Source organism: Amycolatopsis melonis (assembly GCF_040064235.1).
Classification (GTDB): domain Bacteria; phylum Actinomycetota; class Actinomycetes; order Mycobacteriales; family Pseudonocardiaceae; genus Amycolatopsis; species Amycolatopsis melonis.
Map to the genome: position 1 here is coordinate 94003 of NZ_JBDZYD010000016.1, position 12689 is coordinate 106691.

Annotated in this window: 10 protein-coding genes; 5 read left to right on the forward strand and 5 right to left on the reverse strand. The window is 71.8% G+C overall.

From position 1 onward, the window contains the following. Window positions 1-24 precede the first annotated feature (24 nt). Both nrdR and ABJI51_RS36600 read right to left on the reverse strand, forming a co-directional pair. Complete coding sequence (gene nrdR, locus ABJI51_RS36595; protein WP_348955694.1) at window positions 25-519, reverse strand: transcriptional regulator NrdR; 495 nt, start codon at window positions 517-519, stop codon at window positions 25-27. Between the two features lie 824 nt (window positions 520-1343). After that, window positions 1344-1805 (reverse strand): LysM peptidoglycan-binding domain-containing protein, encoded by a 462-nt coding sequence (locus ABJI51_RS36600; RefSeq protein ID WP_348955695.1) that lies wholly within the window; start codon window positions 1803-1805, stop codon window positions 1344-1346. A gap of 359 nt (window positions 1806-2164) precedes the next feature. Between ABJI51_RS36600 and lexA the strand changes: the two genes are divergently transcribed. Beyond that, a complete protein-coding gene (gene lexA, locus ABJI51_RS36605) occupies window positions 2165-2824 on the forward strand; it encodes a transcriptional repressor LexA (RefSeq protein ID WP_348955888.1) in 660 nt (219 codons plus the stop codon). A 671-nt stretch (window positions 2825-3495) separates the two neighbouring features. On the opposite strand, the gene ABJI51_RS36610 is transcribed toward lexA, so the two are convergent. Genes ABJI51_RS36610 through ABJI51_RS36620 form a run of 3 tightly spaced genes read right to left on the reverse strand, consistent with a single transcriptional unit; the run spans window position 3496 to window position 6532 of the window. Next, the gene (locus tag ABJI51_RS36610; protein ID WP_348955696.1) at window positions 3496-4491 is read right to left on the reverse strand and encodes an SdiA-regulated/phytase-like domain-containing protein; all 996 of its coding nucleotides are present in this window, start codon (window positions 4489-4491) and stop codon (window positions 3496-3498) included. A 52-nt stretch (window positions 4492-4543) separates the two neighbouring features. Continuing rightward, window positions 4544-5986 carry a GTPase HflX gene (gene hflX / locus ABJI51_RS36615; protein ID WP_348955698.1) on the reverse strand — a complete coding sequence of 481 codons (1443 nt, stop codon included), beginning with the start codon at window positions 5984-5986 and terminating at the stop codon, window positions 4544-4546. Between the two features lie 42 nt (window positions 5987-6028). Then, a complete protein-coding gene (locus ABJI51_RS36620; protein WP_348955699.1) occupies window positions 6029-6532 on the reverse strand; it encodes an ArsR/SmtB family transcription factor in 504 nt (167 codons plus the stop codon). A 61-nt stretch (window positions 6533-6593) separates the two neighbouring features. On the opposite strand from ABJI51_RS36620, the gene ABJI51_RS36625 reads away from it, so the two are divergent. From ABJI51_RS36625 to ABJI51_RS36640, 4 genes are all read left to right on the forward strand, one after another. Further along, window positions 6594-7847 carry an MFS transporter gene (locus ABJI51_RS36625; protein ID WP_348955700.1) on the forward strand — a complete coding sequence of 418 codons (1254 nt, stop codon included), beginning with the start codon at window positions 6594-6596 and terminating at the stop codon, window positions 7845-7847. A gap of 9 nt (window positions 7848-7856) precedes the next feature. Further along, window positions 7857-10388, forward strand: coding sequence for a valine--tRNA ligase (gene valS, locus ABJI51_RS36630; RefSeq protein WP_348955701.1), 2532 nt, complete (start codon window positions 7857-7859; stop codon window positions 10386-10388). A 186-nt stretch (window positions 10389-10574) separates the two neighbouring features. Continuing rightward, window positions 10575-11912, forward strand: a complete 1338-nt coding sequence (locus tag ABJI51_RS36635) for a chymotrypsin family serine protease (RefSeq protein ID WP_348955702.1) — start codon at window positions 10575-10577, stop codon at window positions 11910-11912. Window positions 11913-11933: 21 nt separating this feature from the next. Beyond that, window positions 11934-12689, forward strand: coding sequence for a hypothetical protein (locus tag ABJI51_RS36640; protein WP_348955703.1), 756 nt, complete (start codon window positions 11934-11936; stop codon window positions 12687-12689).

Below are 12689 nucleotides of genomic sequence, written 5' to 3' on the forward strand. Positions count from 1 at the left end.
CCCTCACTCCCGCGGCGGGACGGCTCAGGTGCCGTCTTCGCGCCGATCGCTCTCCTTCTGGGCAGCAGAACCCGCCATGGCCTCACGAAGGTCGGCGATCTCCTTCTCGAAGTCTTCGACCGAGGAGAAGGAGCGGTAGACACTGGCGAACCGGAGGTAGGCGACCCCGTCGAGTTCACGCAGCGGGCCCAGGATGGCCAGGCCGACCTCGTGACTCGGGATCTCCGCCAGCCCGGCGGAGCGGATCGACTCCTCCACGCGCTGCGCGAGCTGCTGCAGCGCGTCGTCGTCGACCGGCCTGCCCTGGCAGGCGCGGCGGACGCCGCTCACCACCTTGTCCCGGCTGAACTGTTCGGTGACCCCGGAGCGCTTCACGACGGCGAGCACCATCGTCTCCGACGTCGTGAACCGCCGTCCGCACGACGCGCACGAGCGCCGCCGCCGGATCGCCTGGCCTTCATCCACCTCTCGGGAGTCGACGACCCGAGAGTCCGCATGCCGGCAGAACGGGCACCTCATCCGCCGATCACCTTCCCCTCCGCGCTCGCCGCCCCCGGCCACCACGCGTGGCCGTGCCCGACCATCGGGAGCCTGCGGCGCCTGGTGATCGACTTGTGGACATCCGGTGGATGGAAGACAGCCAGCTGTGGACAACTGCTGCCCAGTCTACCCCAACCTGTGGACCAACTACAGCGGTGTAACTACTACATATAGCGGGCGAGAGTAGAACTCACGGGAGGGACGCGCAAGCCACACGGCCGCGTCGAACCCGCCCGGGTGACCTTGCTCCGGAGGCATGGCGCCACGGCGCGCGGACTGTCGGGACCACCGGGTCGCACCGGCCCTGCCACGGGCCTTCGCGCCGCACCGGCCGACCCAGCCCGGCGATTTCACCGGGGCGGGTGAAATTCTGCGAGAGGGTTCGTGGCTTCAGCGATCGGGGACCGCTGGGGTGGCATACCGGAGGTGCGTCAGCCCGGAGCCGCCGACGCCTGGACCTGCCCATCCGCGCCCGGGTGGACTGAAAGGCACTTTCGTCTCGTCCGGTGGCACGAAAGGGACTTTCGTCGCGTCAGACGCAAGGAAAGCGCCTTTCAGCACGGCCGCCGCCGCTCATGCCGCACGCTCGGCAACCGGGACGGCGAACGTGCCTGAGGGCCCGAACCGGCCCCTCCGACAGCTCGGCCCACTCCCCTCACGGCGCACGCTCGACAGCCGGAACCTGCCCGAGCACCCGAACCGGCCCTCCGGCGACTCGGCCCACTCCCCTCACGGCGCACGCTCGGCAACCAGAACCCGCCCGAGCACCCGAACCGGCCCTCCGGCAGCTCGGCCCACTCCCCTCACGGCGCAGGCTCAGCCACCGGAACCGTCAGTGCCAGCCCGGGCACCAGGACCGGCCCGTCCAGGCGGTTCAGCTCCTTGATCCGGGCCACCACCGCGCCCGGCTCACTGTCCGGCGCGAACCTCGCCGCCAGTGAGGACAGCGTGTCGCCCTCCTCCACCGACACCACCGCGGTCCGGGCCGGTACCGGTGCGCCCGCGCCACCGCCGGGGAACAGGCCCAGGACCGTGACCACCAGGCAGCTCGCGACCGCGAGCGCGGCCAGCCACGGCCAGCGCACCGGCACCCTCCGGGGCGCCGCGCAGGGTGCGCCCGCCGGGCGGCGGCCCGCCACGACCCTGGCGCGCGTCGGCGGGCGGTGCACCTCGCCGCGGCGTCCGCGCAGCAGGCGCACGGGGCGCGGCGGCGCCGGGACCGGGGTCGACGGGCGAGCCTGCCGGCGTTCGGCCAGAATGGACATCCGAACCTCCTCGAAACCCTGGTGTCCGCCCGATTCCCGGACCGGAGGCGGCCCGTGAATCAAGGTCGAACAGGCGTTCTATCGAACGCCCGTGCGAAGGTCTACCACCTACCACCGACAAAATCGAGCGGACACGGCGTGTCGATCGAACAGATGTTTGAAATCGTCGTGCCCGGGGGCTAACGTCGGTGACCAGGGCATCTGCCGGGCAGATGCCGCCGGCGAGCCTGCCCGCACCCCGCGGGCGGCGGCCGGCGCGCGATACGTGCAGCGAACGTCTGGGAGGCGACGCAGTGGCGAAGGAGAACAAGGCGGGCAGGACCAGCGGGTCCCCCGGTGACCAGGGCAAGGTGCGGGCCATGCCCGAGGTCTACGACGTGGACGAGACCCTCACCGTCCGCCAGCAGCAGGTGCTGGACGTGATCCGCACGTGGGTGAGCCGCTTCGGCTACCCGCCGAGCGTCCGCGAGATCGGCGAGGCGGTCGGGCTGACGTCGACGTCGTCGGTGTCGCACCAGCTGCGTGCCCTGCAGCGCAAGGGGTACCTGCGCCGGGACGCGAACCGCCCGCGCGCGGTCGGCGTGCTCGCGGCGACCGACGACAACCCCATGGGCATCGAGATGGACCAGCAGCCGGTCATGCCGAAGGCGGCGTACGTGCCGCTGGTCGGCCGGATCGCCGCCGGTGGCCCGGTGCTGGCCGAGCAGGCCATCGAGGACGTGTTCCCGCTGCCGCGGGAGATCGTCGGCGAGGGCGAGCTGTTCCTGCTGAAGGTCACCGGCGACTCGATGGTCGACGCGGCCATCACCGACGGCGACTGGGTCGTGGTCCGCCAGCAGCCGGACGCGGACAACGGCGAGATCGTGGCGGCGATGATCGACGGCGAGGCCACGGTCAAGACGTTCAAGCGCAAGGGCGGCCACATCTGGCTGATGCCGCACAACGAGGCGTACGACCCGATCCCGGGCGACGACGCGACGGTGCTCGGCAAGGTCGTGGCGGTGCTCCGGCGCCTCTGAGGACAGGACCCGGGTCTCGCACAGCCCGGGAAATTCACCGCATCGAGTGATCTTCGGCCGTGGGGAGCCGAAGGTCGGCGGACTGATGCCTGCGGACGAGCACCGTCCCGGCGACGGTGGACGAGAAGCCCGGTCCCGCCCCCGTCACGCCGGACGACGCGCTCACGCCGGTCGTTGCTCCGTGCGGTGCGCAGGACGCGCGGCCGAAGAAGCCGCACCCCGCACCGCACGGAGAACCGGAGACGAGGGCGGCCCTGCTCCGGTGCCGCGACCGCGCCCCGTCCGGACCACCGGTGACCAAGGCGGCGCTGCGGCCACGCCCCGCACCGCACGGAGAACCGGCGACCAAAGGCAGCCCGGCGCCGATTCCACGGCCACGCCCCGCACCGCACGGAGCGCCGGGGACGAGGGCAGCCCCGCTCCGGTGCCGCGGCCACGCCCGCAGCGCTGCGCCCCGCACCGAGAGCCGGCGACCAAGGCGGGCAGCCCCGGCGGCGCCCCGCCCCGCGAGCCAATGACGAGAGCCGCGACAGAGCGGTCTACCGCGGCTAGTCGTGAGTGCTAACAAGGGTTAGAACACTGTTATTCACTCACGACCGCGGTCAGCCCCGGCGGCAGCGCCGCGCCCCGCACGGCGAGCCAGCGGCGAGGGCCGTGTCCGGAGCGGCGGGTCAGCCCCGCCGCCGGCGCAGCCTGCTGAACCCGAACCACCCCAGCCCGACGACCGCCACCGCGATACCCGCGGCCGGCAGCACCGGTACTCCCCCGCCGTCCGGCGACCCGCCGCTCGCCTCCGCCGCGGGCTTCCCGCCCGAAGCAGACGACGCCGCCAGCGCCGCCGCGCCCTTCACCACGCGCAGGGGCTGGCCCACGCCCTCACTTCCCGAAATCAACGTCCCGTCGGGATCGAACGCGATCGCCTCGCCCTGCTTCTCCCCCGGCAACGGGATCCGGACCGGGTTGCGCTGCAACGCCGCCAGTACGTCTCCGTCCGGGGCCGCGTACAGGTAAGCGTCCGTGTACGTCCGCAACGCCACGACACTTCCGTCCGCCGTCGATGCGCCGCCCGTCACCAGGACCGAGCCGATCGAGCCCACCGGGCCGCCCTGGGTGTCCGTTGTGGCGATCTTGACCGTGCCGACCTTCTCCAGGTTCGTCGGGCCGGAACTCGCCAGCGGGCCCGCCGGCCGGTAGACGCGGGCCTCGCCGAGGATGTCCTTGGTGATCAGGTACGGCGTGCCCGCCTTGTCCATGATCAGCGCTTCGGTGTCGTGCTGGCCGTCGGGATACGTCAGCCGGTGCACCGTGACCTTGCCCTGGGGGCTCAGCTCCAGCAGCGCGACCGTCAGCCGGCCCTTCTTGTTGTCGCCCGTGTCCGACAGCCACAGCGTTCCGTCCGGGGTGCGGGCCAGGTCTTCGACGTCGAACGGGTCCGTCCGGTCCGTCATGACCTTCTGGACCTTGCAGTCGCGGCCGAGCACGAACACCTGGACCTTCGTGCCGCCGTCGTTGATCGCGTACAGCTGCGTGCCGTCCGATGCCAGGCCGGACAGCTCGCCGATCCGGGAGTCCTTCACCGTGCACAACGGCTCCGGAGCCGGAGCCGCCCAGGCGGGGACCGCCCCACCCAGCATGGCCAAGAAGACCAACGCGACCACCCAGCGCACCCAGCCACCTCCGTAGTGTGCGACTCCTCCAGCCGCACACTACGGAGACGTGTCAGGCCCGGGTCGAGTTGGTCTCGTACTCGCGCAAAGCCGCCGCGAGGTCCGGGCGGACCCGCACCAGCAGGCGCGTGCCCTCCTCGGCGTGCTCCTCTTCGAGGACCTCGCCGTCCGCGTGCGCCCGCGCGACCAGCTCGCCGCGCGCGTACGGCACCAGGACCTCGACCGTGACCTCCGGCCGCGGCAGGCGGTCGGCGATCACGTCGACCAGCTCCGCGATGCCCGCCCCGGTCCGGGCCGAGACCTGGACCGAACCGGCCAGCGCGTGCCGCAGCCGGGCGAGGCTGACCTCGTCGGACGCGTCGGTCTTGTTGATCACCAGCAGCTCCGGCGGGAGCGGTTCCTTGCGCTTGCGGGTGATCTCGCCGAGCACCTCGCGCACGGCGCTGACCTGCTCCTCCGGCGCCGGGTCGGACCCGTCCACCACGTGCAGCAGCAGGTCCGCGTCCGCGGCCTCCTCCAGCGTCGAGCGGAACGCGTCCACCAGCTGGTGCGGCAGGTGCCGCACGAACCCGACGGTGTCGGTCAGCGTGTACGCGCGGCCGTCCGCGGTCTGCGCGCGCCGCGTGGTCGGGTCGAGGGTGGCGAACAGCGCGTCCTCCACCAGCACCCCGGCCCCGGTCAGCGCGTTGAGCAGGCTCGACTTGCCGGCGTTGGTGTAGCCGACGATCGCCACGCTGGGCACCTCGTTGGCCAGCCGCCGCCCGCGCTTGGTCTCGCGGATGGTGTCCATGGCCGCGATCTCCCGGCGCAGCTTCGCCACGCGCTTGTTGATCCGCCGCCGGTCGGTTTCGAGCTTCGTCTCACCGGGACCACGCAGGCCCACGCCGCCGTTCGCGCCGCCGGCGCGGCCACCGGCCTGCCGGGACAGCGACGTACCCCACCCGCGCAGCCGCGGGATCAGGTACTGCAGCTGGGCCAGCTCGACCTGCGCCTTGCCCTCCTTGGACCGGGCGTGCTGGGCGAAGATGTCGAGGATCAGGGCGGTCCGGTCGATGACCTTGACCTTGACCTTCTCCTCGAGCTGCCGCAGCTGGCCCGGCGAGAGCTCGCCGTCGCAGATCACGGTGTCGGCGCCGGTGGACGCGACGATGTCCCGCAGCTCGCGCACCTTGCCCGAGCCGATGTAGGTGGCCGGGTCCGGCTTGGCCCGACGCTGGATGAGGCCTTCGAGGACCTCCGAGCCCGCCGTCTCGGCCAGGCGCGCCAGCTCGGCCAGCGACGCCTCGGACTGCAGGGCCGTGCCCTCGGTCCACACGCCGACCAGCACGACGCGTTCCAGCCGCAGCTGCCGGTACTCGACCTCGGTGACGTCGTCCAGTTCCGTGGACAGCCCCGCGACCCGGCGCAGCGACGCGCGGTCTTCGAGCTCCATCTCGCCTGTCGACGGGTCGTACAGGTCTTCGTCGTGGTCTTCGGTGTGTGTCAGTTCTGTCATCGTGCCTCCATGTTCCCACGATTCGCCGCGGGAACCGAACTGTTACGTGCTGGGGTAGGTGGCGAGGTAGATCGCGGTGCGCTCGGCGCCGGGACGGCGGGGGCGCGCACGGAACTCCTCGAGCAGGGCGTTGAGCCGTTCTTCCAGCTCCGCCCGCTCCTCGGGGGCCACCTGGACGACGAGGCGTGTCTGGTGCACGCCGTCGAATCCTGTCTCGGCGATCTCGGCCAGATACGCCTCGAGCATCGCCTGTTCCAAGCCCTTGTCACCGCATGCGTCGAGTGTCCACGAAAGCCCCGTCGAAAGATACGGAATTTCCCGGGCGCCCCGTGCCCCGCGGCGCGGCGGCTGCGCGGCGAGGAAGCCGGTCTCGACGAGCCTGCGCACGTGGTGCAGCGTCGTCGCCGGGTCTCGGCCCAGCCTTTCGGCCAGTTCCTTGTTCGTCAGCGCCTCCGCAAAGGTCAACCGGATGATGCGCAGCCGTATTCCGGAGGCCAGCGCGGCGGCCTCGGCTTCGGTCGCGGCGCGTCGTTTCGCAGGAAGCACGCGTACAGCCTAGAGCGAACAGTGATTGACACTTTCCAATCACTCACGGCAGACTCGCCGCATGCGCAGGGGGTCCCTCTTCTTCCACGCCGACTTCCGGCGGCTCTGGGCCGGCGACACGGCCAGCCAGTTCGGCACCGCGGTCGGGTACACCGCCGTGCCGCTGCTCGCGGCGGTGACGCTGGCCGCGACACCGTTCGAGATGGGCCTGCTCACCGCGGCCCAGACGCTCGCGTTCCTGCTCGTCGGCCTGCCCGCGGGGGTGTGGGTGGACCGGCTGCGCCGCCGCCGGGTCATGCTCACCGCCGACTTCGCCCGCTTCGCCCTGCTGCTGAGCGTGCCGCTCGCCTGGTGGGCGGGGGTGCTGACGCTCACCCAGCTCGTGGTCGTCGTCCTGCTGGTCGGCTTCGCGACGGTCTTCTTCGACGTCGCCTACCAGTCGTACCTGCCTTCGCTCGTCGGCCGGGAACGCCTCCTGGAGGGCAACGCGAAGCTGCAGGCGGTCCAGTCGGTCGCGCAGGTCGCCGGGCCGAGCGGCGCGGGTGTGCTGGTCCAGCTGATCACCGCGGCCAGCACGGTGCTCGGCACCGCCGTCGGCTACCTGACCTCGGCGCTGTGCCTGCTGCGGATCCGCGCGGTGGAACCGGAGCCGGAGCGGTCCGGGCACGCCCGGCTGCTGCCGCAGATCGCCGAAGGCCTGCGGTTCGTCTTCTCCGACAAGCCGTTGCGCGCGAGCGTGGCGTGCACGGCGACGGCGAACCTCTTCGGCGGCGCCTTCGTGGCGGTCCAGGTGCTGTTCTTCACCCGCACGGTCGGGCTGTCCCCGGCCGTGGTCGGCGTGATGCTGGCCGTCGGCGGCGCGGGCGGCATCCTCGGCGCCGTCTTCTCCGGGGTCCTCACCCGGCGGATCGGCCATTCCCGCACGATCTGGCTGATCCCGCTGCTGTCCTGGCCCGCGCACCTGCTGGTCCCGTGGACCGGCGCGGACTGGCGGCTCGTGCTCGCCGCGTTCGGCGAGGTGGTCTACGGCTTCGGCGTGATCGTCTACAACGTCGCGCAGGTCTCCTACCGGCAGGCGATCTGCCCGGACCGGCTGCTGGGCCGGATGAACGCGAGCGTGCGGTTCCTCGTCTGGGGCACGCTGCCGCTCGGCGGCCTGCTGGGCGGCGCGCTCGGCGAAGGTCTCGGGTTGCGCGGAGCGGTCTGGGTGGCGGTGGCCGGGGAGGCCGCCGCGGCGCTGTGGGTCGTGTGCTCGCCGCTGCGGCGGATGACCGACCTGCCGACCATCGAAAAAGCAGGTGCACCCACCGCCTAGGGTTGTTCCATGAGTACCCCCTACGAACGCCCGCGAGTCCCGGACAAGGTCGGTGTCGACGGTCTGGAGGCCAAGTGGGTACCCGTATGGGAGTCCGGCGGCACCTACCACTTCGACCGCACCAAGACCCGCGAAGAGATCTTCTCGATCGACACGCCGCCGCCGACGGTCAGCGGGTCGCTGCACATCGGGCACGTCTTCTCCTACACCCACACCGACGTGCTCGCGCGGTTCAAGCGGATGCGCGGGTATGCGGTGTTCTACCCGATGGGCTGGGACGACAACGGCCTGCCGACCGAACGCCGGGTGCAGAACCACTTCGGCGTCCGCTGTGAGCCGTCGCTGCCCTACGACCCGGGCTTCCGGCCGCCGGAGAAGCCCGGCAAGGACGTCGTCGCGGTGTCGCGGCGGAACTTCGTCGAGCTGTGCGAAACGCTGACCGAGACCGACGAGAAGGTCTTCGAAGAGCTGTGGCGGCGGGTCGGGCTGTCGGTCGACTGGACGATGACCTACCAGACGATCGGGCGCGAGTCGCGGGAGATCTCGCAGCGCGCGTTCCTGCGCAACCTCGCGCGCGGCGAGGCGTACCAGGCCGAAGCGCCGACGCTGTGGGACGTGTCGTTCCGCACCGCCGTCGCCCAGGCCGAGCTGGAGGACCGCGAGCGCCCCGGCGCGTTCCACGACCTGGCGTTCACCGGCCCGGACGGCGCGGACGTCGTGATCGCGACGACCCGGCCGGAGCTGCTGCCCGCATGCGTCGCGCTGGTGGCGCACCCGGACGACGAACGGTTCCGGCCGCTGTTCGGGAAAACCGTGCGGACGCCGGTGTTCGGCGTCGAGGTGCCCGTGCTGGCCCACCACCTGGCGGATCCGGAGAAGGGCCGCGGCATCGCGATGGTGTGCACCTTCGGCGACACCACGGACGTCACGTGGTGGCGCGAGCTGCGCCTGGCGACGCGGGTGGTGCTGGGCCGCGACGGCCGGTTCCTGCCCGACGCGCCTGCGGGCGTTCCGGCCGGGGCGTACGCGCCGCTGGCGGGCAAGACCGTCCACACGGGACGCGAGATCATGGTGCGGCTGCTGCGCGAAACCGGGGCCCTGCAGGGCGAACCGCGGCCGATCACGCACACGGTGAAGTTCTACGAACGGGGCGACAAGCCGCTCGAAATCGTCGCCAGCAGGCAGTGGTACCTGCGCAACGGCGGCACCGGCGCCGCGTTCCGGGAGAAGATGCTGGCCCGCGGCGAAGAGCTGAACTGGGTGCCGAAGCACATGCGTGTCCGGTACTCGGCGTGGGTGGAGAACCTGGCTGGCGACTGGCTGATCAGCCGCCAGCGCTTCTTCGGGGTGCCGTTCCCGCTGTGGTACCGGCTCGACGAGCACGGCGAGCCGGACTACGACGCGCGGCTGCTGCCGGAGGACTCGGCCCTGCCGGTGGATCCGAGCAGCGACGTCCCGCCGGGCTTCACCGAGGACCAGCGTGACGTCCCCTGCGGCTTCACCGCCGAAGCCGACGTGATGGACACGTGGGCGACGTCGTCGCTGACCCCGCAGATCGTCGGGCGGTGGAGCGTCGACGACGACCTGTTCGGCCGTGTCTTCCCGATGGACCTGCGGCCGCAGGCACACGAGATCATCCGCACCTGGCTGTTCTCGACGGCGGTGCGCGCGGAGCTGGAGCACGGCGCGCTGCCGTGGCGGGCGGCGTCGATCGCGGGCTGGGTGCTCGATCCGGACCGCAAGAAGATGTCGAAGTCCAAGGGCAACGTGACGACCCCGCTGGACCTGCTGGAGCGGCACGGCTCCGACGCGGTCCGCTACTGGGCGGCGAGCGCGCGGCCCGGCGTCGACACGGCGGTGGACGAAGGCCAGATGAAGGTCGGGCGGCGGCTGGCGACGAAGCTGCTCAACGCGAGCCGGTTCGTGCTCGGCCTCGGCGTGCCGATGCCCGGCGCGGTCGCCGCCGAACCGCTCGACCGGGCACTGCTGGCGTCGCTGTCCACGGTCGTCGCACAGGCGACGGCGGCACTGGAAGCGCTGGACTACGCGCGGGCGCTGCAGGTGACCGAGACGTTCTTCTGGACGTTCTGCGACGACTACGTCGAGCTGGTGAAGGGCCGCGCGTACGGCGATCGCGGGCCGGAGGCGGCCCAGTCGGCGCGGACGGCACTGGTGACGGCGTTGTCGGCGCTGCTGCGGCTGTTCGCGCCGTTCCTGCCGTTCGCGACCGAGGAAGTCTGGTCGTGGTGGCGGCCGGGTTCGGTGCACCGGGCCGCCTGGCCGTCGGCGGACGCGGCCGACGGCGACCCGGAACTGCTCGCGCTGGCGAGCCAGGTGATCGCGGCGGTGCGCCGGGCGAAGACGGACGCGAAGGTGTCGATGCGTTCGGCGGTGGACGCGCTGACGGTGACCGGCCCGGCGGAGGTGCTGGAGCGGTTCTCGGCCATCGAGCCGGACATCCGGATCGCGGGCGCGATCGCGGCGGTCGAGACCCGCGCGGGCGAGTTCGCGGTGGCAGCGAAGATCGGCAGTACCGACTGACCGGAAAAGCAACCCAACCGTGATTTCGCCGCCATTGTTGCCACGATCGAGTGGTCACGGTGAATCGAGAGGCCGAAATTTCCTGACGGCGGCCGCAAAAAGAATATCGGCCAGGAATGTATCAGGACGTGCCCGGCGCGCGTCTTCTCCATCGATCGTCGCCCGACGATCGGCGGGAGGTGCAGCATGGCCACGGTGGACGAACTCGTCGCCATCAAGGAGCGAGTCGAACAGGAACTGCTCGGCCGGCCCGGCGTGACCGGCGTCGACGTCGGCTACAAGGAGGTGGGCGGGGAACGGACCGACCAGATCGCGATCCGGGTGCACGTCGCCCGGAAAACGGACGACATCCCGCACGAGGAGCGTATTCCCGAGCAGATCGAAGGCGCCGTCACCGACGTCGTCGAGCGCCGGTACGAACTGCACGTCGCCACCGCGCCGCTCGACTTTTCCGCGCAGGCCGACACAACACATTACGCCACGCTCGAAGGCGGGATCAGCATGGGTCCCAGCCGCACGATCGACAATCACATCTTCGCCGGCACACTCGGCGCGATCGTGATCGACAACGCGACCCACGCGCACGCCGCGCTGACCAATTTCCACGTCGCGGCCGTCGATTCCGGCTGGCACACCGGTGACCGGATGGTGCAGCCGAGCCGGATCGACACCGGTGTCGTGCCGTCCGACGAGTTCGGCGCGATCCTGCGGGCCACCCTGTCCGGCCAGGTCGACGGTGCCGTGATCTCCATCGACCCGGGCAAGGACAGCGCCTGCAAGATCGCCGAGATCGGCAACGTGCGGGGCACCAGGGCGGCCACGCTGGGCATGGCGGTCCGCAAGCGCGGCCGCACCACCGGCCTGACCTACGGCACCGTCGACGGGATCTCGGCCACCGTCAACGTCGACTACGGCGACGGGCTCGGCGTGCACACCCTGACCGGCCAGCTCAGCATCGCCGCCGACACGGCCCGCAACGCGCTCTTCTCCGACCACGGCGACTCCGGCTCGGTGATCGTCGACGGCGACGGGTTCGTCGTCGGCCTCCTCTTCGCCGGCGCGGGCGCCAGCACGGTCGCCAACCCGATCGCCGCGGTGCTGGCCGAGCTGAACATCTCGATGTGCATCGGGAAGTCGATCATCAAGGACCTCAAGGACAGCCGCAAGGATTTCGTCAAGGACAAGGAAATCCGCAAGGAGCTGCAGAAGGAGCTGGTGATCGACAAGCGGGCCAAGGACATCCGGGACGTCTTCAAGAACGGCGAGCACGGGCCCGTCCCCGATCCCGGGCCGCTCGGCCCCGGCGGCCAGGCGGGCCTCGAGCAGCGGCTGCGTGCCATCGAGGACCAGCTGAGCAGGCTCGGCGGCTTCGTCGGGCCGGAGCTGCGGCCCGACCTGGTCTCCCCGCTCACCGGCCAGGAAACCCTGACCGATGCCGAGACCCGGCAGCTGCGCGGGGAGCTGGAACAGCAGGTCGCCGACGCCGTGGCCGCCAAGGCGGAGTTCGACGCGCCCCCGGCGTGACACTTTCCGAGGAGGCACCCGGTGCTGCTGGTCCTTTGCCCGCTCGACGACCCCGACGGCCCGTGGTTCGCGCACCGGGCCGCCGCACGGGGCCGGGCGTGTGCCGCGGTGACGGCCGAAGCCCTGTCGTTCGCCCGGCGGCACGACCACCGGCTCGGCCGGGCGGGCGAGGTCCGCACGCGCATCGAGCTGGCGGACGGCGTCGTGCTCGACGACTCGGCGCTGACCGGGGTGGTGAACCGGCTGCACGAGCCGCCGGCACTGGCCTGGTCGCGCGCCGAGGCCGCCGAGCGCGACTACGCGTGGGCGGAGCTGTTCGCCTACACGCTCAGCTGGCTCACCGGCCTGCGCTGCCCGGTCCGGAACCGGCCGACCCCGCAGTGCCTGGCGGGCCCGGCCCCGGACCCGGTGCACGCGTGGGCGGCCGCCGACGAGGCGGGCCTGCGCTGCGCCCCGCTCCGCCTCGGCACCGCCACGCCCTGGCCGCCCGCCGACGCGGCCCTCGCCGCCGCACGGGCGGCGTCGGCCGGGCCGGTCCGGCCGCGCCAGGTGATCTGCCTCGACCAGGAGGTGCTCGACCCGGACGTGCCCGCGGAAACGGTGGCAGGCGTCCGTCGGCTGACGAAGCTCCTGGACGCCGGAACGGCCCTGCTCGGCATCGACTTCCTGGTCGGCGCCGACGGCTGGTGGTTCGCGGGCCTGACGGCGACCCCGGCCCTGCGTCCCGGCGGCGACCTGGTGGTCGATCGGTTGCTGCAGACACTGGAGGGGCGATGA

Coding starts and splice junctions, on each gene's coding strand:
- nrdR (WP_348955694.1), bottom strand. CDS start 519: ATGAGGTGCCCGTTCTGCCGGCATGCGGACTCTCGGGTCGTCGACTCC.
- ABJI51_RS36600 (WP_348955695.1), bottom strand. CDS start 1,805: ATGTCCATTCTGGCCGAACGCCGGCAGGCTCGCCCGTCGACCCCGGTC.
- lexA (WP_348955888.1), top strand. CDS start 2,165: ATGCCCGAGGTCTACGACGTGGACGAGACCCTCACCGTCCGCCAGCAG.
- hflX (WP_348955698.1), bottom strand. CDS start 5,986: ATGACAGAACTGACACACACCGAAGACCACGACGAAGACCTGTACGAC.
- ABJI51_RS36625 (WP_348955700.1), top strand. CDS start 6,594: ATGCGCAGGGGGTCCCTCTTCTTCCACGCCGACTTCCGGCGGCTCTGG.
- valS (WP_348955701.1), top strand. CDS start 7,857: ATGAGTACCCCCTACGAACGCCCGCGAGTCCCGGACAAGGTCGGTGTC.
- ABJI51_RS36635 (WP_348955702.1), top strand. CDS start 10,575: ATGGCCACGGTGGACGAACTCGTCGCCATCAAGGAGCGAGTCGAACAG.